20 protein-coding genes and 1 pseudogene are annotated in these 20,148 nt (G+C 52.9%); 18 read left to right on the forward strand and 3 right to left on the reverse strand.

All coding sequences use genetic code 11. The features are described from left to right. Positions 1 to 292: 292 nt before the first annotated feature. From ACPXSQ_RS17620 to ACPXSQ_RS17635, 4 genes are read left to right on the forward strand one after another with little or no spacing between them, the layout of a single operon-like run. Positions 293 to 2,794, forward strand: a complete 2,502-nt coding sequence (locus ACPXSQ_RS17620) for a glucan 1,4-alpha-glucosidase (RefSeq protein ID WP_426144185.1) — start codon at positions 293 to 295, stop codon at positions 2,792 to 2,794. A gap of 1 nt (position 2,795) precedes the next feature. Then, positions 2,796 to 3,800 carry a phosphogluconate dehydrogenase (NAD(+)-dependent, decarboxylating) gene (gene gnd, locus ACPXSQ_RS17625; protein WP_014598344.1) on the forward strand — a complete coding sequence of 335 codons (1,005 nt, stop codon included), beginning with the start codon at positions 2,796 to 2,798 and terminating at the stop codon, positions 3,798 to 3,800. A gap of 17 nt (positions 3,801 to 3,817) precedes the next feature. Continuing rightward, positions 3,818 to 5,188 carry a glucose-6-phosphate dehydrogenase gene (gene zwf / locus ACPXSQ_RS17630; RefSeq protein ID WP_426144186.1) on the forward strand — a complete coding sequence of 457 codons (1,371 nt, stop codon included), beginning with the start codon at positions 3,818 to 3,820 and terminating at the stop codon, positions 5,186 to 5,188. A gap of 18 nt (positions 5,189 to 5,206) precedes the next feature. Further along, on the forward strand, positions 5,207 to 5,902 hold the full coding sequence (locus ACPXSQ_RS17635; RefSeq protein ID WP_029571349.1) for an ROK family protein: 696 nt from the start codon (positions 5,207 to 5,209) through the stop codon (positions 5,900 to 5,902). A gap of 274 nt (positions 5,903 to 6,176) precedes the next feature. On the opposite strand, the pseudogene ACPXSQ_RS17640 reads toward ACPXSQ_RS17635, so the two are convergent. Continuing rightward, positions 6,177 to 6,511, reverse strand: a pseudogene (locus tag ACPXSQ_RS17640) (LysR substrate-binding domain-containing protein); the annotation flags it as partial. Positions 6,512 to 6,627: 116 nt separating this feature from the next. Here ACPXSQ_RS17640 and ACPXSQ_RS17645 point away from each other — a divergent pair. From ACPXSQ_RS17645 to ACPXSQ_RS17675, 7 genes are all read left to right on the forward strand, one after another. Continuing rightward, the gene (locus ACPXSQ_RS17645) at positions 6,628 to 7,485 is read left to right on the forward strand and encodes a MurR/RpiR family transcriptional regulator (RefSeq protein WP_089517889.1); all 858 of its coding nucleotides are present in this window, start codon (positions 6,628 to 6,630) and stop codon (positions 7,483 to 7,485) included. A 130-nt stretch (positions 7,486 to 7,615) separates the two neighbouring features. Beyond that, positions 7,616 to 8,944, forward strand: coding sequence for an aspartate aminotransferase family protein (locus ACPXSQ_RS17650; RefSeq protein WP_426144187.1), 1,329 nt, complete (start codon positions 7,616 to 7,618; stop codon positions 8,942 to 8,944). Next, positions 8,944 to 9,495 carry a carboxymuconolactone decarboxylase family protein gene (locus tag ACPXSQ_RS17655; protein WP_426144230.1) on the forward strand — a complete coding sequence of 184 codons (552 nt, stop codon included), beginning with the start codon at positions 8,944 to 8,946 and terminating at the stop codon, positions 9,493 to 9,495. Before ACPXSQ_RS17650 ends, ACPXSQ_RS17655 begins: the two co-directional genes overlap by 1 nt. Before the next feature lie 125 nt (positions 9,496 to 9,620). Continuing rightward, positions 9,621 to 10,373 carry a glutamine ABC transporter substrate-binding protein GlnH gene (gene glnH / locus ACPXSQ_RS17660; protein WP_426144188.1) on the forward strand — a complete coding sequence of 251 codons (753 nt, stop codon included), beginning with the start codon at positions 9,621 to 9,623 and terminating at the stop codon, positions 10,371 to 10,373. A gap of 50 nt (positions 10,374 to 10,423) precedes the next feature. Continuing rightward, entirely contained in the window at positions 10,424 to 11,080 is a 657-nt protein-coding gene (gene glnP, locus ACPXSQ_RS17665; RefSeq protein ID WP_426144189.1) for a glutamine ABC transporter permease GlnP, read from the forward strand. A gap of 2 nt (positions 11,081 to 11,082) precedes the next feature. After that, positions 11,083 to 11,805 (forward strand): glutamine ABC transporter ATP-binding protein GlnQ, encoded by a 723-nt coding sequence (glnQ, locus tag ACPXSQ_RS17670; protein ID WP_426144231.1) that lies wholly within the window; start codon positions 11,083 to 11,085, stop codon positions 11,803 to 11,805. Positions 11,806 to 11,824: 19 nt separating this feature from the next. Beyond that, the gene (locus tag ACPXSQ_RS17675; RefSeq protein ID WP_426144190.1) at positions 11,825 to 12,844 is read left to right on the forward strand and encodes a C45 family autoproteolytic acyltransferase/hydolase; all 1,020 of its coding nucleotides are present in this window, start codon (positions 11,825 to 11,827) and stop codon (positions 12,842 to 12,844) included. Between the two features lie 69 nt (positions 12,845 to 12,913). On the opposite strand, the gene ACPXSQ_RS17680 is transcribed toward ACPXSQ_RS17675, so the two are convergent. After that, positions 12,914 to 13,813, reverse strand: a complete 900-nt coding sequence (locus tag ACPXSQ_RS17680) for a LysR family transcriptional regulator (RefSeq protein WP_426144191.1) — start codon at positions 13,811 to 13,813, stop codon at positions 12,914 to 12,916. 143 nt (positions 13,814 to 13,956) lie between these two features. On the opposite strand from ACPXSQ_RS17680, the gene ACPXSQ_RS17685 reads away from it, so the two are divergent. Genes ACPXSQ_RS17685 through ACPXSQ_RS17695 form a run of 3 tightly spaced genes read left to right on the forward strand, consistent with a single transcriptional unit; the run spans position 13,957 to position 16,509 of the window. Further along, complete coding sequence (locus ACPXSQ_RS17685; RefSeq protein ID WP_089517883.1) at positions 13,957 to 14,676, forward strand: CoA transferase subunit A; 720 nt, start codon at positions 13,957 to 13,959, stop codon at positions 14,674 to 14,676. After that, positions 14,663 to 15,331 carry a CoA transferase subunit B gene (locus ACPXSQ_RS17690; protein ID WP_116197851.1) on the forward strand — a complete coding sequence of 223 codons (669 nt, stop codon included), beginning with the start codon at positions 14,663 to 14,665 and terminating at the stop codon, positions 15,329 to 15,331. Before ACPXSQ_RS17685 ends, ACPXSQ_RS17690 begins: the two co-directional genes overlap by 14 nt. Beyond that, positions 15,328 to 16,509: an acetyl-CoA C-acetyltransferase gene (locus tag ACPXSQ_RS17695; protein WP_426144192.1), complete on the forward strand. Its 1,182-nt coding sequence runs from the start codon at positions 15,328 to 15,330 to the stop codon at positions 16,507 to 16,509. The genes ACPXSQ_RS17690 and ACPXSQ_RS17695 overlap by 4 nt, the downstream gene beginning before the upstream one ends. Positions 16,510 to 16,736: 227 nt before the next feature. On the opposite strand, the gene ACPXSQ_RS17700 is transcribed toward ACPXSQ_RS17695, so the two are convergent. Next, complete coding sequence (locus ACPXSQ_RS17700; RefSeq protein WP_014606068.1) at positions 16,737 to 17,228, reverse strand: GNAT family N-acetyltransferase; 492 nt, start codon at positions 17,226 to 17,228, stop codon at positions 16,737 to 16,739. Positions 17,229 to 17,481: 253 nt separating this feature from the next. On the opposite strand from ACPXSQ_RS17700, the gene ACPXSQ_RS17705 reads away from it, so the two are divergent. The 4 genes from ACPXSQ_RS17705 (at position 17,482) to ACPXSQ_RS17720 (ending at position 19,833) form a co-directional block, all read left to right on the forward strand. Beyond that, the gene (locus ACPXSQ_RS17705; RefSeq protein WP_258170243.1) at positions 17,482 to 17,847 is read left to right on the forward strand and encodes a DUF3916 domain-containing protein; all 366 of its coding nucleotides are present in this window, start codon (positions 17,482 to 17,484) and stop codon (positions 17,845 to 17,847) included. Further along, a complete protein-coding gene (locus tag ACPXSQ_RS17710; RefSeq protein WP_258165756.1) occupies positions 17,786 to 18,025 on the forward strand; it encodes a DUF3916 domain-containing protein in 240 nt (79 codons plus the stop codon). Before ACPXSQ_RS17705 ends, ACPXSQ_RS17710 begins: the two co-directional genes overlap by 62 nt. Before the next feature lie 444 nt (positions 18,026 to 18,469). Then, positions 18,470 to 19,093, forward strand: a complete 624-nt coding sequence (locus ACPXSQ_RS17715) for an undecaprenyl-diphosphatase (RefSeq protein ID WP_014606067.1) — start codon at positions 18,470 to 18,472, stop codon at positions 19,091 to 19,093. Between the two features lie 428 nt (positions 19,094 to 19,521). Beyond that, entirely contained in the window at positions 19,522 to 19,833 is a 312-nt protein-coding gene (locus tag ACPXSQ_RS17720) for a hypothetical protein (protein WP_044042375.1), read from the forward strand. Positions 19,834 to 20,148 lie beyond the last annotated feature (315 nt).

Genomic DNA, 20,148 nt, shown 5'->3' on the forward strand with positions numbered 1-20,148 from the left:
GGAGCGGGTCGCGGCGGTTAATGAGTCAGTGAGGAAGACGTTCATGTGCGGATGAAGGTGAGCGGCGAAAAGTCGTCTTGTCGTGAATAATTTTCGGTGTTGCTGCGCTGATAGGGATGGTTGATTCAACACACTATCAGCGCTATATAAATCTTGGAGTTTGGTTCTATATTGCTCAGGCGCAAGGTGAACCGGGTTGCCCCGGTACAGAAAAGTCGCCGCATGAAGCCAGGATTTACTCCGCAACGTCGTCGTCTAGATTTTCTACGCAGACCGCCAAGGTATCCTAAAAATGTCAAACGCTGACAGCGACGCCGTCCCGTTGCAAACGTGCATGAAGCATGACGACCCGCCATTACGCGCAGGCGTTGACGCCGCCCCGGGAAGGCCAGGAATTGAAGCCCGATGGACATCGAGTGCCAAGAGCGGAATCGGCACGGCCCTTTCATCAGACTCGCGCGTCTGGTTCACCTTGAGCCACGGCGTTCTCAACGAAATCTATTATCCACGCGTTGACAGCGCCTGTACCCGCGATTGCGTCTTCGTTATCACGGGGCCTGAAGGTTATTTCTCCGAAGAAAAGCGCGACTGCCTGACTGAAACCCGTACCCACTCGCCAGGCATTCCGGCCTTCACCATCACCAACACGGCGCGTGACGGCCTCTACAGGCTTGAGAAGGACATCATTACGGATCCGGCCCGTGACTGTGTGCTGCAGCGGGTCCGTTTCACCGCGTTGAAGGGGAACGTTGAGGATTACACCGTCACCGCACTGCTCGCTCCCCATCTGGTGAATGCCGGACAAATGAACGCCGCCTGGATCGGCGAATTTAACGATAAGCCAGTGCTTTTCGCCACCGGCCGCTCCCGCTATCTGGCGCTCGTCTGCGACATCCCCTGGACGGCAATGAGCGCCGGGTTTGTCGGTATGTCAGACGGCTGGCAGCAGCTTAAAGAACAGGGACGCCTTGTGAACCAATACCGGCGGGCAGACGATGGCAATGTCGCGCTTGCCGGAGAGCTGGCGTTCACCAGCGCCTACAGTGAAGCCACGCTGGCTATTGGTTTCGGCCAAACGGAATCCGAGGCCGCAGCGGCGGCAACGGCCAGTCTTAACGCGGGCTTAGATAAAGCGCGCGATGGGTATATTCGCAACTGGCAAGCGTGGCAGGACAGGCTCATTCCACTCGATCAAGAAGCGCGAAACGGCGTCAATACATACCGGGTTTCAACGGCGGTACTGGCCTCGCACAGAGCCGCTGATTGTCCCGGCGCCGTTGTCGCGAGCCTGACGATACCCTGGGGATTTTCGAAGGGCGATGACGATCTTGGCGGCTATCATCTGGTCTGGCCGCGAGACCTGGTCGAAACGGCAGGGGGTTTCCTGGCCGCAGGCGACGCCGACCAGGCACTCGCCATTCTGGAATATCTCCGTCGTGTTCAGGAGCCCTCCGGGCGGTGGCCACAGAACCTGTGGCTGGATGGAAAACCCTACTGGCCAGGCATCCAGATGGATGAGTGTGCATTTCCCCTTCTGCTTATGGATATGCTGCGCAGACTCGGCTATCTCGACAATAAAGCGCAGAAACGCTTTATGCCTATGCTACGCCGCGCGGCCTGCTACATTTTGACCAACGGCCCGGCGACCGCGGAGGACCGCTGGGAGGAAGACTCAGGCTACAGTCCGTTTACCCTGGCGGTCGAGATCGCTGCACTGCTTGCCGCCGCGGATCTGCTTTCGATAGACGGAGATGAAGCGGCGGCAAACCACCTGCGAGAAACCGCAGACTGCTGGAATGAGCAGATTGAAAAATGGACCTTTGCCGGGGATCCCCATTTTTGCACCTCGATTGGCATTTCCGGTCACTATGTCCGCATCGCGCCGTCGGGCGCAACGGATGAGGTCAGCGCATCCGGCAATACCGAGATTCGCAACCAAACACCGGATCGGGCGCTTCTGCCGACCGCTGATGTGCTGAGCCCGGATGCCCTGGCACTGGTGCGTTTCGGCCTGCGTGCAGCGGACGACCCGCACATCCTTGATACGATAAAGGCTATTGACCACAGTCTTCGGGTCGATTTACCCCAGGGGCCATTGTGGTATCGGTACACCGGTGATGGCTATGGCGAACACGCAGACGGCGCGCCGTTCGACGGTATCGGCCAGGGGCGTCCATGGCCTCTGCTGGCGGGCGAACGCGCGCATTACGAGCTGGCAGCGGGCAGGCACGACGCGGCTGAGGCGCTCCTGGCCACGCTGGAAAAATCGGCAGGCTCGGGCGGGCTGTTACCGGAACAGGTATGGGACGGCCCCGATATTCCCGATAAGGCGCTGTTCTTCGGGCGTCCTTCCGGTAGCGCCATGCCGCTTGTCTGGGCACATTCCGAACACATTAAACTGCTGCGATCGCTTCGCGATGGCGCGGTCTTCGATATGCCACCCCAAGGCGTTGAACGCTATATCAGGAATCAGACCGGATCGCATTTGCGCATATGGCGCTTTAACAACCGCGTGTCCTCCCTTCCTGTCGGGAAGCAACTGAGGCTGGAAACGGAAGCGAACGCCCTGGTGCACTGGAGTACGGATGACTGGGCTACCGTTTCTGACTCCCCGGCGCGCTCTTCGGGGCTTGGAACCTATTACGTGGACCTGCCTGTACAGCACGAAACCGCAGGAACCCGTGTTGTCTTTACCTTTTACTGGCCTGACGTTGAACATTGGGAAAACACCGATTTTACCGTTCACGTCGTAAATGAACCGAACGATCAAACCCGCATTGGCAATGGAGAATGATATGCAGATTGGAATGGTAGGTCTCGGCCGCATGGGCGCCAACATGGTACGTCGGCTTCTTAAACAGGGCCACGAATGCGTCGTTTACGACGTGAACGCCGATAACGTTGACGCACTGGTTAAAGAAGGCGCAACCGGCGCGTTATCCCCTGGCGATCTGATTGCGAAGCTGGAGGCGCCGCGCGCGGTCTGGCTCATGCTCCCCGCGGCGATAACACCAAAGATTGCGCGGGAGTTCGCAGCAGCGCTGAATAAGGGCGACGCTATTATCGATGGGGGCAACTCCTTTTACCGTGAAGCTATCGATATCGCCGGGGAATTTTCACCTCTCGGAATCGACTATATCGACGTCGGCACATCGGGTGGCGTTTGGGGCCTCGAGCGTGGCTACTCCCTGATGATTGGCGGCCCGCAGGCGGCCGTGAAGCGCCTGGACCCGATTTTTGCGTCGCTTGCGCCCGGTGCCGGTCAGAACATTGCGGAAGATGCGGCCCTGGGCACGGCGCCGAGAGGTTATCTTCATTGCGGGCCAGCAGGCGCCGGACACTTCGTCAAGATGGTACATAATGGCATTGAATATGGTGTCATGGCCGCCTATGCCGAAGGCCTGAACATTTTAAAGGCCGCCAATAGCGGAACCGGCGAGCGGGAGGCTGATGCGGAAACCGCGCCCCTTTCCAGTCCGCAATATTATCGTTTTGATATCAACCTTCCCGCCGTTACAGAGGTATGGCGACATGGTTCGGTGATCGGCTCCTGGCTGCTGGATCTGACAGCTGAAGCGTTGAAACAGGACCCGAATCTCAACCATTATGATGGCCGCGTGTCTGATTCCGGTGAAGGGCGCTGGACATTGCAGGCGGCTGTCGACACGGGCGTTCCTGCTCCGGTTCTCGCGTCTGCTCTTTTCGGGCGTTTCTCTTCTCGTGGCGAAGCACTGTTTGCCGAAAAAGTCCTCTCAGCCATGCGGCACGCCTTCGGCGGCCATTTGGAAAAAACCAGGTAACGCGGAGGTACACAGCGATGGCGCAGCAACGATCAGATGTGCTGGTAGTGTTCGGTGTCACCGGCGATCTTGCCTACAAGATGATCTTCCCTTCTCTCTATGCAATGGTGAAGCGTAAAACACTTAGTACGCCCATTATCGGTGTTGCATTTGAAGACTGGACGCGTGACCAGTTGATCGCGCGTGCAAAAGAGGCGGTTGAAAAACATGTCGATGTGGTCGATCAGGCGGTCTTTGCCACACTGGCGGACAGGCTTTCCTACGTTTCAGGCGATTATCGATCTCAGTCAACATTCGACGGGCTGCGCGAGGCGCTTGCCGGTCATCATAACCCGCTCTACTACCTTGCCATTCCCCCCTCCCTGTTCGAAACGGTTGCGGGGGGGCTGGCAGAGGCCGGTATCGCGAAAAACGCCCGACTTATGGTGGAAAAGCCGTTTGGCCGCGATCTCGCTTCGGCAAAGCAGCTGAACGAGGTGCTGCACAAGGTTTTCGATGAGGACGCGATTTTCCGTATCGACCACTTTCTGGGCAAGGAGGCTATCCAGAACCTCCTCTACTTTCGCTTTGCGAACAGCTTCCTTGAACCCATATGGAATCGCGAACATATCGAAAGCGTTCAGATCACCATGGCTGAGGACTTCGGCATCAAGGGACGCGGCAAATTCTATGACGAAGTTGGCTGCATCCGTGACGTGATCCAGAATCACCTGGTTAATGTGCTTCTGTTACTTGCCATGGAACCGCCCTCCTCCGGCGCATCCGACGATCTGGTTGATGAGAAAGTCCAGGTGTTAAAGGCCATGCCGCCGCTGTCAGACGATGACGTGGTTCGGGGTCAGTTTGAAGGCTATACCGATGAACCGGGTGTCGCCGCGTCTTCTCCGACGGAGACCTTTGCTGCGGTTCGCTTTCAGATTACAACATGGCGCTGGAGTGGCGTTCCCTTCTATATCCGTGCTGGGAAAAATTTACCCGCGCATGCCACGGAAGTGGTTGTGCGCTTCAGGCGACCGCCGGTTACCCTTTTCGATGAAATTACCGACGAGCCCGCCAACTATATTCGCTTTCGCCTCGGTCCGGATATTACGATCGGCATTGGCGCGAGACGCAAGGCGTCCGGCGAAAAGATGCGGGGTGAAGCGGTCGAACTCACCGCGCTGGACGATGGTCTGGGCGATATGGCGCCCTACGAGCGGCTGATTGGCGATGCCATGGCGGGCGATCGTCAGCTTTTCACCAGGCAGGATGCAGCAGAGCTGGCCTGGAAAATCGTCGAACCCGTACTGAAGGATAAAACCGTTCCACCTGCCTACAAACCAGGAACCTGGGGGCCTGCCGCTATGGCGGACTTTATGCCCCCCGGCGGCTGGGTCGATCCCGTTTGAGCCTATGGAGAATTACCAATGACGCGGCAAACTAAAAAAAAGAAAGATCATGTTGTTTTGTCCATCGACATCGGCGGAAGCCATGTGAAGATCCTCTCCAGCACTGGCGGGGTAAAAAAGAAGGCAGATAGTGGAAAAAACATGTCGGCCGCAGACATGGTTGCCGCGGTTAAGACCCTGGCTGAAGGCATGTCCTATGATGTGATCGCGATGGGATTTCCGGGTCCCGTCGCGGACAATAAACCCATTCGGGAGCCCGCCAACCTCGGTGAGGGCTGGGTGGGGTTTGACTATGCAGGCGCGTTTGGCTGCCCTGTTCGTATCGTCAACGACGCCCTGATGCAGGCGCTGGGTTCCTATCAGGGCGGACGCATGCTGTTCCTCGGTCTTGGCACGGGACTAGGGGCTGCGATGATCATCGAAAACGTCGCTCAGCCCATGGAGATCGCTCACTTACCTTATCGCAAAGGCAATAGCTACGAACACTACGTAGGTGAAGCCTACCGGGTAAAAAAGGGGAACAAAAAATGGCAGGCGCGGGTTTTTGACGTGGTGGAAATGCTGACCACCGCGTTGCAGCCTGACTACGTGGTTTTAGGCGGAGGAAACGTAGATGAACTTGACTCACTCCCGCCAAAGTGCCGGAAAGGCGACAACACACTGGCATTCGAGGGAGGATTTCGTCTCTGGAACGATCCGAGCTTAATTACTTGATTTCAACGCGTTGATTCGATGGGAAATATTTTCCTGAATCACGAATAGCCTTTTTTCTGGCGGAGCAGCAGCAACCATCATGGTTCAGCCCGCCTGAAAAAAATGCCCCCATCCTCCTCCACAGACGCGCATTTTATCTACACAACAGAAGCAAAAAAGCGAGGGCGCTATGCGCGCCATAAGTTAAAAAGTCGGCTTGAGGATCTAATCTTGTAACCTCTGACGATGACTTTTCGCCTATACCGGATGCCTATAACGCGCATTTGCAGACAGATCATATGAATATTTCATCTATCCAGTCTGCAAATGCGCGCACGGCAGGAGAAAGAAAGCGCTGATGTGGATAAAGCAGCGTGACAGGAACCGACGGCGGCTGCCAGTCGGCCAGTACTTCAACCAGCGTTCCTTTCTGCAGGTGCTCTGATACAACGTTCTCAGCCAGTTGCGCCAGCCCGAAACCGTCAAGACACATTTTTATACAGCCTGCCCGCTGACGGATACAGACAGCGCTTCTGTTCCCTGCACAACACGTAATTCGTCTGTTCGCCGGCGTTGTCCGGAAAAATAATGGATCGCCTGGTGATGAGATAAATCTTCAGGTGACCGGGGAGCTTCACCTGTCGTTAGTCAGCAGACGATACCATTTGAGGCGATTTTTACCTGTATAGAGTCTCGTTAACAAATGTGTTTAGATACCTGAACCTTACTGCCTGTGAAAAGTGATTATGAATCCAAGGGAAAACATTCTCAGCGAGTTCAATACGTTGTCTGCGGAACTGCAACGCGCTGCGGAATATGTGCTGCAGCATACCAATGAACTGGTCGTCCAATCGATGCGCACCTTTGCTCTTCAGGCTGGCGTTAAACCTGCCACCCTGCTTCGTCTGGCAAAACGGCTGGGTTACAGCGGTTGGGGTGAGCTGAAAGACGCATTCATTGATGATATTGGCTTGCGCAATGATACATATGTATCCAGGGCGGAGAAGCTCATAGCATCGGGTCCGCAGTCTCAACTCTATAGTGAGATGTTTCAGGCTCACCAGAGCAATCTGGAATTTACGCATAACGAGAATCGGCCGATGATGGAGCAGTCCGTGTCCCTGTTGGATGCGGCCGAGAATGTCTACGTTTGCGGTTTCCGTGCAAGCTTCCCGATCGCCTGGTCGCTGTTCTATGTTTATCGCCTGTTTCATCGCAACGTGTCACTGATCGATGGGCTGGCGAGTAACATCGAAGTCTTCACCCGGGAATTTACGTCACGCGATTGTGTGTTGCTCATCAGCTTTGCCCCCTATTCTCGCGAATCTCTGGCCGTGTTGCAGGCCGCACAACAGGCGGGCGCAAAGATCATTGCCATAACCGATTCGCTGGTTTCGCCGCTGGCCCAGGCCGCCGACTGTAAAATGCTGTTTTCTATCGACAGCCCGTCTTTTTTCCCTTCCGTCGTTTCTGGCATGGGGCTGGCAGAGTGCCTGCTGGCCATGCTGGTCGCACGTCACGGCCGCGATGCGGTGGCTAAAATCGAAAATGCAGAGCGCTATTTAATGGAATCGGGCGCTTATGTGGTACAGGGCAAATCCTGACAGCACGAGACAAAGGGCTCGGTCATAAGAAAATAGAATACATTTGAATCATTATTTCATTGACGTGATTCAAATGAATCCTGCAAGATGCGCAGAGTCTATACAGCGTATTCAGGAGCAGGATCCAGCAATGAGCCATATCATCCACCGTAGTTTGCGCAGCACGCCCAAGGTGGCGGCGCGCGCGCAAGGCGCGTACATTTATGATACGAACGGTAAACAGTATCTCGACGCCTGCGGGGGGGCCGCCGTTTCCTGTTTAGGACACGCACACCCAGATGTTCTGGCCGCAATGCATCGCCAGATCGATCAGTTGGCTTATGCTCATACCAGTTTTTTCACCAGTGATACTGTCGAACAGCTTGCCGACCACCTGACGCGTCACGCGCCGGGTGATCTCAACTATGCCTATTTTGTCTCCGGCGGTTCGGAAGCTGTTGAGACAGCTCTCAAGCTGGCCCGTCAGTATTTTGTAGAAATCGGCCAGACGTCACGCACGAAGTTTATTGCCCGTAAGCAAAGTTATCATGGCAACACGCTGGGTGCGCTGGCCGTAGGCGGCAATGAATGGCGTCGCCGCCAGTTTGCGCCTTTGCTTATCGACGTGATTCGGGTTTCCGCCTGTAACGAATATCGCGATCGCCTCGCGGATGAAACTCAGCAGCAGTACACCGAACGCCTGCTGAACGAGCTTGAACAGGCCATTATTGAGGCTGGCCCGGAAACCATAATAGGTTTTTGCGCGGAAACGGTCGTCGGGGCGACCACCGGTGCCACACCGCCAACGCCCGGCTATCTGAAAGGCGTGCGCCGCCTGTGTGATAAATACGGCATTCTCTATATCGCCGATGAAGTGATGTGTGGAATGGGCCGCACCGGCACGCTCTATGCGTTTGAACAAGATGATGTGGTGCCCGATTTGGTGACCATCGCCAAAGGTCTGGGCGGCGGTTATCAACCCATTGGGGCTGTGCTGGCAAGTGAGAAAATTGTGTCAGCGATTCAGGCGGGTAGCGGGCTGTTCCAGCACGGTCATACCTATATTTGTCACGCTACTGCGGCGTCAGCCGCACTGGCTGTTCAGCACGTGATTGAACGCGATAATCTCCTGGAGGCGGTAAAACAGCAAGGTGCTTATCTGCAAAACGCCCTGCGTAACGTCTTAGGCGAATTACCCTACGTGGGCGATACACGCGGTCGTGGTCTGTTTGCGGGCGTTGAACTGGTCTCTGATAAAGCAGATAAAACGCCATTCGATCCGGGCCTGAAACTTCACGCGGCCATCAAAGCGAACTGTATGGCGCGCGGATTGATGGTCTATCCCATGGGCGGCACGCTGGACGGTCAGTATGGCGATCATATTTTAATCGCCCCACCGTTTATTGTGACGCCCCCCCAGCTTGATTTTGTGGTAGATACGCTGAATACCGTGATTCGTGAAGAGACCGCCAGATTATGATGAACCGTTTACCGCCGCTGCAGGCACATGAGTGGAGCGATGAACAGCGCGTCCTGGCTGAAGAGATTATCAACGGTCCGCGTGGCGCACTGCTCCCACCCTTTGAACCGCTGTTACGCAGTCCCGAACTGATGGCCCACGCACAACGCATCGGGGAATATCTTCGCTATCGTAGTGCGCTGGGTCAGCGCTTGTCTGAGCTGGCGATTTTGATGACGGCACGGCACTGGTCGCAGCCTGTTGAGTGGGCCATTCACGCCCCCATAGCGCGTGAAAAGGGGATTTCAGCGGCGGCTGTGCAGGCCATCAATGAAAAACGCCCGCCCACGGATTTAAAGCCGGATGAAGCGATCATTTACGCTTTCTGCCAGCAGTTACATCAGCAGCAAAACGTCAGTGATATCACCTGGCAGCAGGCCATCGAGTTATGGGGCGAAAAAGGCGTGGTCGATCTGATAGGTATTAATGGCTATTACAGTTTTCTTTCGATGGTAATGAACGGCGCGCAGACGCCAGTGCCCGACACGCAGGATCACATTATTCCTGCGTAAACTTTAGGTTTAATCAGGGCACGTTCTGACCTGTCCTGAATAATCAATATTCTCTTTTTTATATCCCGATGGACACCATCGGGTGACATGTACTGCACGCTATTTCACTGACGCTGAGGGTTATTATGTCTGGATTATTTACTAAGTTAAAAATTGCATTCGCGCTGGTCGCCTGTTCCGCCACCTTAGCTGTGGCAGCGCAGGATAAATTAGTGGTCGGCGTTGATACGGCTTTTGTGCCTTTTGAATTTAAACAAGGCGATAAATATGTTGGCTTCGATATTGATTTATGGAATGCCATCGCGAAAAAAATGAATGTCAGCTATGAATTACGGCCGATGGATTTTGGCGGATTAATTCCCGGCCTGCAGTCGCGCAACCTGGACGTTGCCATGGCGGACATTACAATCACTGAACCTCGCAAGCAGGTCGTCGATTTCAGTGATGGCTACTACAACGCAGATTTATTAATCGCCGTCAAAAGCAACAACACGTCAATCACGAAGTTCAGCGATTTAGTGGGTAAAAAAGTCGGCCTGAAACAGGGTACGGCTGCCGCCACATTTATGAAAGGCAAATACAAGGCCGACTACGTTGAATTCCCCAATATCGATAATGCTTATCTCGATTTACAGGCCGGTAATCTGGATGCGGTTGTGCACGACTCGCCGAACGTCCTCTACTACGTAAAAACTGCCGGCGATGGCAAGATTAAAGCCGTCGGTGAAAACGACAGCATTCTGCCTCAGCAGTACGGCTTTGCGATGCAGAAAAACAGCCCTCTGACACCCAAAGTCAATGCGGCCCTTAAGGCACTGCGTGCTGACGGTACGTACAACAAAATCTATGTAAAATGGTTTGCTAAAGAACCGAAATAATCCTGCCAGGCCGGCGTAAGTCGGCCTCGTTTTGCTCCATGGGTCGAATTATGAATTTTGAAAGTAAGTATATTTGGGAATCGTTACCGATTCTTTTGCAGGGGTTGCAACTGACGCTGATTATTTCACTGTCGGGATTGTTGGGCGGTTTTATTATTGGATTGCTGGCAGGTACCTGCCGTGCCTTAGGCGGCAGGATAACTAAAACACTTTCGCTGATTTTCGTCGAAGTGATTCGTGGAACCCCGATCATGGTGCAGGTGATGTTTATTTATTTCGCCCTGCCGATGGTGCTACCGATTCGTATTGAGCCGGTTACGGCAGCCATCGTGACCATTGTCATCAACTCGGGCGCCTATATTGCGGAAATCACTCGTGGTGCCATTCTGTCTATTAACAAGGGTTTCAAGGAAGCGAGTCTGGCAATGGGGCTATCGCAGCGGAGTACGTTGTGGCATGTCATTATGCCGTTAGCGCTGCGCCGTATGATCCCTGCCTTAGGCAATCAATGGATTATCAGTATCAAAGATACCTCACTGTTTATTGTCATTGGCGTGGCCGAATTAACGCGTCAGGGCCAGGAAACTATTGCCGGTAATTTCCGGGCACTTGAGGTATGGACCGCCGTGGCGATGATTTATCTGGCTGTCACGTTGTGCCTGAGCTTCCTGCTTAAGCAACTGGAGAAAAGGATGCATATTCTATGAGCATCGTTGAATTTAACGCAGTATCCAAAAACTTTGGCGCAACGCAGGTCCTTCACGATATCAACTTAAAGATTGAGACCGGAGAAGTGGTGGTGATTATTGGCCCTTCCGGTTCCGGCAAATCCACGCTTTTGCGCTGTATCAATAAGCTTGAAGAAATTACCACCGGGACGTTGCTGGTTGCTGGTAAACACATCACGGATCCCCATGCCAATGAGTGTGACATCCGCCGAGAAGCCGGGATGGTGTTTCAGCAGTTTCATCTGTTCCCGCATCTTACAGCACTGGAGAATGTGATGTTCGGCCCAATTCGTGTGCGTAAGCAGAGCAAAGCCGCGGCACGTGAACAGGCAATGGCGCTGCTGGATCGTGTCGGATTGCGCGAACGTGCCGATCACTACCCGTCTGAACTCTCGGGAGGTCAGCAGCAGCGCGTCGCCATTGCCCGGGCGCTGGCCGTTAAGCCGAAAATGATGTTGTTTGACGAACCAACCTCTGCACTGGACCCTGAACTGCGCCATGAAGTATTGAAAGTCATGCGCTCTCTGGCTGAAGAAGGAATGACCATGGTCATCGTCACACATGAAATTGGCTTTGCCCGCGATGTGGCCTCGCGCTTAATCTTTATCGATGGTGGTACCATTGCCGAAGATGGCTCACCTGATATGCTGCTCAACGCCAGCAGTAATCCACGTCTCAAAGAATTTTTGCAACATGTCTCCTGAACAGAAGTGAATAAAAACAATGAAAGCACTCACAATCGCCGGCTCCGCTTTTGCAATTGGTCAGCAACTCGGTCATTTTGGCCGCGAGGCCTGGCATAACAAACTCACTTTAACGGCGCTGTGGCAAACCGTGACGGCGATGAAAGCGTCTGAGCAGACTCAGGCTATGCGCCAGCGTGTTCAGCAGCAGTTCCCGCTTATCTGGCAGGAACTAGAGGGACTTGCTGAAGGATTGCAGGCACCGCTTGATGAAGTTTTTGCGTGGAACTGCCGTGGCGATCTGGTGCGGTCCACCTCCGATGGCTGCACCACGGTGGCCGGAAGGAATGCGAACGGTGAACGGATTATTGCCCACAACGAAGACGGTTTTCCGCAACTACGCGATGACTGTGCGATGGTTACCCTCGTTCCAGATCAGGGCCTGAAATTCATCAGCTTCGCCTATCCTGGTTCGATTTGCGGCCACACGTTTGCCGTGAATGAGAAAGGGATTGTTAACACGGTGAATAACATTCGCGCGGTGGAACGCCCAGCGGGACTTCCTCGTCAGATCCTGGCGCGTGCGGCCCTGAATGCGACAACCCTGGATGAGGCGATTGCTATCCTGACAACAGGGCCACGTGCGGGAGCGTTTCACCATACGTTAGGACAACGGGGCGACAGTCGCCTGTTTAGCGTAGAAGCAACCGGTTCTGGCTGCTCTGTTACGCAGTTGAACGATGTCTTCGCCCATGCCAATCACCTGATTCATGAAAAGCTTGAAACCACTGAACAGGTGATTACTGACAGCTCCGGCTCTCGTCAGCAGCGCTTGAATCACTGGCTGAAGACACAGACGCAGTTGGACGGCGCGTCGGCAAAAACGATTCTCTCGGATCAACATGATGTGGTGCTGCCCATTTATCGTTTGTCACCACAGGATCCGGATGAAGAAAACACGCTGGCAACAGCTGTTTTTACCCTGAGCAGCGAGAAAACAACGTTGCAGGTGTTTACGCTGGATCGTCACGATGCAGCGCAACAGTACTGCATGGCATGATTCGCTTTACCTGGTTGTACGGGTAGGCATTCGGATGGTGTGGCCATGCACCCTGACCTGTATCGACGTTCACAACGTTGGCCAGCGGCAGGCTTCCGTCATGGTTTGTGCCAACGTTGCGGCAGCATGAGAAAGCTGATGCTGTTTCAAACGCAAAATCCCCACATTGCGCTCAAGTGTCGGCGCGACCAACGGAAGACAAACCGCGCCAACCTCGCGCATCTGCTGAATGCATAGCGCAGGCACGGCGCTCACACCTAAGCCACTGGCCACCATTTTTCCCACGGTAATCAGTTGATGGCTCTCGAATGCCACATCCAACTGCCGCCCGGCCTGCGCCAACGACTGCTCAAGCAGACGGCGCACCGCCGAGGGACGTTGCAGTGCGATGAAGTCGAATTGCAACAGTTCCCGCCAGCTGACCTGCGCATTTCGCGTCAGAGGGCTGTCGGCAGGGACAACGGCAACAAAGCGATCGCAGTCAAGGGGCGTAAAGTCAAGAGATTCCGTCAGTTCTGGCTCAAACGCTACGCCCATCTCCACCCGCCCTTCCTGCACCATTTCCAGAACGCGTTCATTGATCACGTCATGCACCGCCACGTTGACGCCGGGATAGCGCTGTCGAAATGCTTTAAGCACTTCTGGCAGCTGATTGCCAGCAAACGAAGGCATGGCGGCAATCGCCACTTTTCCTAGCTGAAGCGTAAAGCGCGAATGCATCGCGTCTTCTGCGTTGTCCCAGTCCGCCACCAGCCGTCGCGCCATGGGGAAGAAGGCCTCGCCTTCAGGCGTGAGCGACACATGACGCGTGGTGCGCATTAATAATGGGCCACCCAACGCCTCCTCCAGCCCCCGAATCGCCAGGCTCAACGCAGGTTGTGAAAGCGACAAGCGCTCGCTCGCTGCGGCGAAGTTCAAAGTGTGAGCCACCGCTAAGAACGCACGTAACTGTTTGATTGTCATTTTCATTCCGGGCTTTTTAACCTTATGAAAAATAGCACTTAATAATTTATTAATAAAAAAAGCAAATCAATACTTCATAAAAATAAAATTCACAAAATATTTCTGTGACGTGAAGATGCCACCAGAGTCTGATGGAGGAGAGTCCGGCAATGGCAGGATTAGATAAACGCGTCGCAAGTTACCAGGAGGCACTGGCGGGGCTGCAAGACAACATGATCGTACTGGCAGGCGGTTTTGGCCTGTGTGGTATTCCGGAAAACCTGATTGCACAGATTTATCATCAGGGTACGAAAGGGTTAACCGTGGTGTCCAACAACTGCGGTGTCGAGGGTTTTGGGCTTGGCCTGTTGCTGGAGAACCGGCAGATTAAAACCATGATTGCGTCGTATGTCGGTGAAAATGCGCTGTTTGAACGGCAGATGCTGAGTGGTGAATTGGAGGTGATCCTGACGCCGCAAGGCACGCTGGCCGAAAAAGTGCGCGCAGGTGGTGCGGGCATTCCGGCATTTTATACCGCCACCGGTTATGGTACGCCCGTCGCACAAGGCAAAGAGGTGCGTGAGTTTGACGGCCGCCATTATATTCTGGAGCCGGCCATTCGCGGCGATTTCGCTATCGTTAAGGGCTGGAAAGCCGACTGGTACGGCAATGTAATCTATCGCCATACGGCGCAGAACTTCAACCCGCTGATGGCCACGGCGGGACGCATTACCGTGGTGGAAGTGGAAGAAATTGTGCCGCCTGGCGAACTGGACCCCGCGGCGATCCATACGCCCGGCATCTATGTTGATCGCCTGATTCAGGGCAGCTTTGAAAAACGGATTGAACAACGCACGGTAAAAGCAGGAGGCGCAGATGTTATCGCGTGAACAGATGGCGCAGCGCGTGGCGCTGGAACTGCGTGATGGTGATTATGTCAACCTGGGCATCGGCATGCCGACGCTGGTCGCCAATTTCATTCCGGACGGTATCGACGTCATGTTGCAATCCGAAAACGGTTTGCTGGGCATGGGTACGTTTCCAACTGAAGCACAGCTTGATGCAGACATGATCAATGCAGGCAAACAAACCGTTACCGCGCGCAAAGGCGCTGCGATTTTTGACTCCGCGCAGTCTTTCGCCATGATTCGTGGCGGCCATGTGGATATTACCGTGCTTGGCGCGCTGGAAGTCGACGTAAACGGCAATATCGCTTCGTGGATGATTCCGGGCAAGATGGTGAAAGGCATGGGCGGCGCCATGGACCTGGTCGCTGGCGCGGAGAACATCATCGTGATGATGACGCACGCCTCCAAACAGGGGGAATCCAAATTGCTGAATGCCTGCACCCTGCCGCTGACCGGCGTGGGTTGTATACACAAGGTGATCACCGAGCTGGCCTGGCTGGAGATCCGTGACGGCACTTTTGTGCTGCGGGAATATGCGCCGGGCGTGAGCATTGAAGACATTAAGGCGAAAACCGCCGGCACCCTGATTGTGGCCGACGACGTACGTGAAATGCCCTTTACCGTGGAGGCACGATGAATGACTGTGTGATTGTGGCCGCTACGCGCACGCCCGTGGGCCGCTTCAACGGCGGGCTGGCAGCGTTAACGGCGGCCGAGCTGGGTCAGACCGTCATTGCCGCATTACTGACGAAAACCGGAATAGCCCCAGCGTTAATTGATGAGGTGCTGATGGGACAAGTGCTGACCGCTGGCTGTGGCCAGAACCCGGCGCGTCAGGCTGCAGTGGGCGCCGGTATTCCTTACAGCGTGCCCGCCACGACGCTGAATATGGTTTGTGGCTCGGGTTTGAAAGCGGTGATTCAGGCTACCCAGGCGATTCAAAGCGGTGCAGCGGAGATCATCATTGCAGGTGGTCAGGAGAGCATGAGCCGGTCGCCCTATTTGATCCCGGATGCACGTAACGGCTGCCGCTTCGGTCACAGCCAGTTGGTGGACAGCGTGATTCACGATGGGCTGTGGGATGCGTTTAATGACTATCACATGGGCATCACAGCAGAGACCCTGGCTGAAGACTACCAAATAAGCCGCGAAGCGCAGGACGCCTTTGCGCTGCACTCACAGCAGAAAGCCATTGCTGCGCAGCAACGGGGCGCGTTCCGTGACGAAATTACACCGGTACCGGTGCCGCAGAAAAAAGGCGAGCCGCTCATAGTGCACGATGATGAGCAGCCTCGCGCCGACACTAGTGCCGAACAGCTTGCACGCCTGCGCCCGGCATTCAAAAATGATGGCAGCATCACCGCGGGCAATGCGTCCAGCCTGAATGATGGCGCGGCCGCCGTAATGCTGATGTCTGCGACACGCGCCGCCACATTGGGTTTGCCAATACTGGCCCGCATAGCGGGCAGCGGCGTGGCCGGCGTTGATCCTGCAATCATGGGCATTGGCCCCGTACAAGCGACATATAAAGCGCTCCACCAGGCAGGCTGGACGCTGGATCAGGTTGATTTAATTGAGGCAAATGAAGCCTTTGCAGCACAGGCGTTAGCAGTAGGTTCTGCGCTTAGCTGGCAACCTGATCGGGTTAACGTTAACGGCGGTGCCATTGCACTGGGCCATCCTATTGGTGCGTCCGGTTGCCGTATTCTGGTGACGCTGATCAATGCGTTGCAACAGCGCGAGTTAATGCGAGGTCTGGCGACGCTATGCGTGGGTGGCGGGCAAGGTGTGGCGTTGGTTATTGAGCGCGATTAGCGGTGTGGGTGAATAAATACAGCCCCAGTGGTGGCGCGACCAGCAGGTTGGATAATGGCGTCAGAGAAACGGTAAGCATCTTGATAAAAAGAACCATCAATTTTTTATAGAGTCTCTGGCACAAAGTTGGCTGAGCTGGAGGTCCGCTATGAGCGAGGAGCGGACGTCAAAATGATAGCGATAGAGATGTTCTGCCACTTTAAACATAACAACCTGGCGGCGAACGACTATCGATTTATTCCGTTCTTTCCTGGCGCCATTTTAGGAAGCTCTTTAAACATAAAAACACTCAACGGATCTGCTTCATACGGCGGAAATGCATCACATATCTCGTAACCGCATCTGCGATACAGTGCTATCGCTGGTTGCTGGTGAATCCCTGTTTCAAGCCGTAATAAGGGCAAATTTTGTTCCGAAGCAATTATCTCGATTGTACTGACTATCTGCTCTCCCAGCTTTCTGCCCCGGTATTCCGGTCGAATATAAACCCGCTTGATCTCAGCTGAGCCATCTTTCAGAAAGAGTAAAGCACCACAACCTGACGGAATCCCCCCTTCATCACGCACAATGATGCAACGGAGCTGCTCGTCACTTACTGTTGAAAGGTCAAGGCAGTGATTACTTTCTGCAGGATACAATTCGCTCAGAAAGGCATCGAGCTCGCTGACCAGCAAGGCCAGATCAGAATCACTTTTATCTACTTCTGAAATGCTAAACATTCGATACCCTCGATTAATTTTTAGCTAGTTAACCTAACATAATGTTTCATCAGTGACGGCGTCCAATATTTAACATAGAAGTTCGTTTGCAACGTTCGCCTCTGGCACAAGGTGGACAGTCGGCGCTCAAAGTCCGCTATGAGCGAAAAGCGACCATAAGGCGTTTCAACTCGAGAAAGGTGATTTATATTAATGCTTAACGGTTAGCTGCACACAGCCTAAATCATTTGAAAGGGTGAAAATTGAAATACTCATGAGCAGACGGCTTAACAGAGATCATCGAACCAAAGTCAGAAATATTCCACGCCGCTTAAAAGCTCTTAAACGTTGGGCTGATACATTTCATAACCCTCAACGAAGCGTGTTTTCAGAAGATGAGCATTACTGGAATTTCAAAATTCCGGTAGAGATTAATCTTGTTCAGGGAAAGTACAGCACACTTAAAACTAAAGCAGATTGCGCCCAAGCCATGATTAATGCTTGTTCAAATCTTATAACGGCAACTGCTGGTATGAATTACAGCCCCTCGGATTACTGCGGTTATATGCCTTCCGGATATGTTTACAAGCGAAATCTGTCTCTATCGATCAGAAGACTATTACCAAAGCTTTATTACTGAAAACCGTTCTGAAAATGGTGCCTCCGCTTTGATTAAAGAGCGCAGCCTGGCTGCTGAGCGGGGGCTCATTCTTCCAGCTAATGTGCAGGAATTGGGTATTACGCTCGAATACTATGGGAGTGAGGCTCGTGATGAATGGTTCACCGGAGAGCGTTGGTATCATGGACAGCTATTGTGATAGTGCTGTTTTCTATGTTTACTTGAACGTCCGCTTTGGAACAAAACGGGCTAAACCCTAAACGGATGTTCGCTTTGAGCGAGGAGCGGACATTGGTTTAATATCAGAAATGGCATTTTGGGATTGAACCTCGCCATTGTAAGGTCTCTATAAAAGCAAGACTAAAGATCCGCTAAAGCAAATTCTGATTTGGCGAAATCCGCGCGCACCGAAGTTTTACAGAATGGGCCCGACGGGATGGATGCAGAACAGTGCCTGGTGGGGGAAGTGTAATGTCCCTGCTGCAGGGCTCAGTTCGGTGTCATATAATTTTACAGCACCTCCCGAGCAGCATGACTGGCAAATATCCAGTGAGACGACAGACGTAAAAAAGTTGAGTGTTAAGGTTAAATTAATCTTTTATGGTCAATATCTAATCTTAATTTCTCTAAGGTTAGATACGCAATGGATAACATTACTGAAGTTTTCAATCAAAACCTGTTTCTTAAAATTAACGCGCCTGTTGGCACGCCTGACTGGCTGATTGATTTTGCCGTTTTCAGCGCGGAATATCTGATTTTCTTTATACCTGTGATCGTGCTTCTTCACTGGTTCACGGGAAGAAGACGGGAGCGAGAAACGGCCCTATTTGTCGGAATTAGTGGGTTGACAGCGCTGTCAATTAGCATGGTGTGCTCAGTCGTCTATTTCCACCCCCGCCCTTTTATGATGGGGCTTGGTCATTTATGGATCGATCACGTGCCAAACTCCTCATTTCCCAGCGATCACGGCACTCTGTTTTTCAGTGTAGCTTTGGCATTGCTCTTCCGGCGTAGCTGGGTTTTTGGCTCTGTCATGGCTCTGCTTTCACTACTGGTAGCCTGGTCACGTATCTTTCTGGGCGTGCATTTTCCATTCGACATGGGCGGCGCATTTATTGTGGCAGCAACAGTCGTGACCTGGGTGGCGCTTTTCTGGGCATTGAAAGGAGACGTTATCATGTCCGGTTTTGACGCTTTATCAAGGGTGCTTCTCACCAGGTTACCAGCAAAGTTTCATCGACTGCTTAACAGGCACCAACAGCACTGATTAATGCTCTGACAAATTGAAGAAGCAGGTACTTTATGGGCATAAGAGCGTGGAAATTTATTATGGAAATACTGTTATCGGGATCAGTTGATTCTGCATGAGTGTTATAGTCTTTAAAAGATGCACAGCTTAAGCTAATAAGGGCACGTTATTTGTGATTTCGGCATTCAAAACTGTCTTAACGATGGCGCTATTAACTTAACCTCACGCTCAGATCTGACATTATACATACTTAAAAAAGCCTGTATCAGTTTATCTCAGATGCGTGAAAACAACAGCGGAAAAAGGATAGCAAATTGATTTCTTTTGCTTGAAAATTTAGTTAAAAAAAGCCGCATTACATTTAATTGTAATAATTCAGAGATAAATTATTAATGCCTTAATCCTGTTAATGCTTTTTTTAGGTGGTATCAGACAAAGGAAAAACCATGAGCGAGAAGAGGTATTTAACGAAAGCCGAAGTGGCTGATGTTATTAAAAAACTTGATGAACTTCCTTCCTTGCCCACTCCCGGCATGGATGAGGCCGAAGTCCTGGAGTTGCTTCGACCTTCAGTTACTTTACTAATTAAAGAGAAAGGTTATAGTGCTAAAAACGTTCAGGATGAGCTAGCCAGAATGAACCTTTCATATAAGGAGGAGGAGATAAGCGCCCTCATTCGAAATGAACATGCACTGCATAAAAAGCACAAAGATAATGATAAAAAACATAAGGGGAAGGACAAGAAAGACCATAGATAATGGTTTGATTATAGCTGCCTCATTGCTCTCCTCCCCTTCAATCATTGTTGAAAGGGAGGCATAAGGGGCAAACAATGTTTGCATTTAAAAAATACGCCTCATGGCAGACAGGAAATGACTATTGTTGATGCCGCGTCAGCGGCATGAAGGTGCCTACTGATGCCTGCAGGGTGAACTGGCCTCCCGGCACCGGCACCCGGCGAAGCCGGTTACGTTATGACAGATTCTGCCTGTCGCGCACTTCTCCCTGCTTAGTTAAACCCGCTTTCCGTTTGCTGCTCTTTGCAGTTAAAATCTGCTCATTAAGAGCATTCG

This window comes from Pantoea sp. EEL5 (assembly GCF_049892805.1).
GTDB classification, from domain to species: Bacteria; Pseudomonadota; Gammaproteobacteria; order Enterobacterales; family Enterobacteriaceae; genus Pantoea; species Pantoea ananatis.

Bases quoted from the DNA above. Each gene is read 5' to 3' on its own strand.
- ACPXSQ_RS17620 (WP_426144185.1), top strand. From the start codon at position 293: ATGTCAAACGCTGACAGCGACGCCGTCCCGTTGCAAACGTGCATGAAG.
- gnd (WP_014598344.1), top strand. From the start codon at position 2,796: ATGCAGATTGGAATGGTAGGTCTCGGCCGCATGGGCGCCAACATGGTA.
- zwf (WP_426144186.1), top strand. From the start codon at position 3,818: ATGGCGCAGCAACGATCAGATGTGCTGGTAGTGTTCGGTGTCACCGGC.
- ACPXSQ_RS17635 (WP_029571349.1), top strand. From the start codon at position 5,207: ATGACGCGGCAAACTAAAAAAAAGAAAGATCATGTTGTTTTGTCCATC.
- ACPXSQ_RS17645 (WP_089517889.1), top strand. From the start codon at position 6,628: ATGAATCCAAGGGAAAACATTCTCAGCGAGTTCAATACGTTGTCTGCG.
- ACPXSQ_RS17650 (WP_426144187.1), top strand. From the start codon at position 7,616: ATGAGCCATATCATCCACCGTAGTTTGCGCAGCACGCCCAAGGTGGCG.
- ACPXSQ_RS17655 (WP_426144230.1), top strand. From the start codon at position 8,944: ATGAACCGTTTACCGCCGCTGCAGGCACATGAGTGGAGCGATGAACAG.
- glnH (WP_426144188.1), top strand. From the start codon at position 9,621: ATGTCTGGATTATTTACTAAGTTAAAAATTGCATTCGCGCTGGTCGCC.
- glnP (WP_426144189.1), top strand. From the start codon at position 10,424: ATGAATTTTGAAAGTAAGTATATTTGGGAATCGTTACCGATTCTTTTG.
- ACPXSQ_RS17675 (WP_426144190.1), top strand. From the start codon at position 11,825: ATGAAAGCACTCACAATCGCCGGCTCCGCTTTTGCAATTGGTCAGCAA.
- ACPXSQ_RS17680 (WP_426144191.1), bottom strand. From the start codon at position 13,813: ATGAAAATGACAATCAAACAGTTACGTGCGTTCTTAGCGGTGGCTCAC.
- ACPXSQ_RS17685 (WP_089517883.1), top strand. From the start codon at position 13,957: ATGGCAGGATTAGATAAACGCGTCGCAAGTTACCAGGAGGCACTGGCG.
- ACPXSQ_RS17690 (WP_116197851.1), top strand. From the start codon at position 14,663: ATGTTATCGCGTGAACAGATGGCGCAGCGCGTGGCGCTGGAACTGCGT.
- ACPXSQ_RS17695 (WP_426144192.1), top strand. From the start codon at position 15,328: ATGAATGACTGTGTGATTGTGGCCGCTACGCGCACGCCCGTGGGCCGC.
- ACPXSQ_RS17700 (WP_014606068.1), bottom strand. From the start codon at position 17,228: ATGTTTAGCATTTCAGAAGTAGATAAAAGTGATTCTGATCTGGCCTTG.
- ACPXSQ_RS17705 (WP_258170243.1), top strand. From the start codon at position 17,482: ATGAGCAGACGGCTTAACAGAGATCATCGAACCAAAGTCAGAAATATT.
- ACPXSQ_RS17710 (WP_258165756.1), top strand. From the start codon at position 17,786: ATGTTTACAAGCGAAATCTGTCTCTATCGATCAGAAGACTATTACCAA.
- ACPXSQ_RS17715 (WP_014606067.1), top strand. From the start codon at position 18,470: ATGGATAACATTACTGAAGTTTTCAATCAAAACCTGTTTCTTAAAATT.
- ACPXSQ_RS17720 (WP_044042375.1), top strand. From the start codon at position 19,522: ATGAGCGAGAAGAGGTATTTAACGAAAGCCGAAGTGGCTGATGTTATT.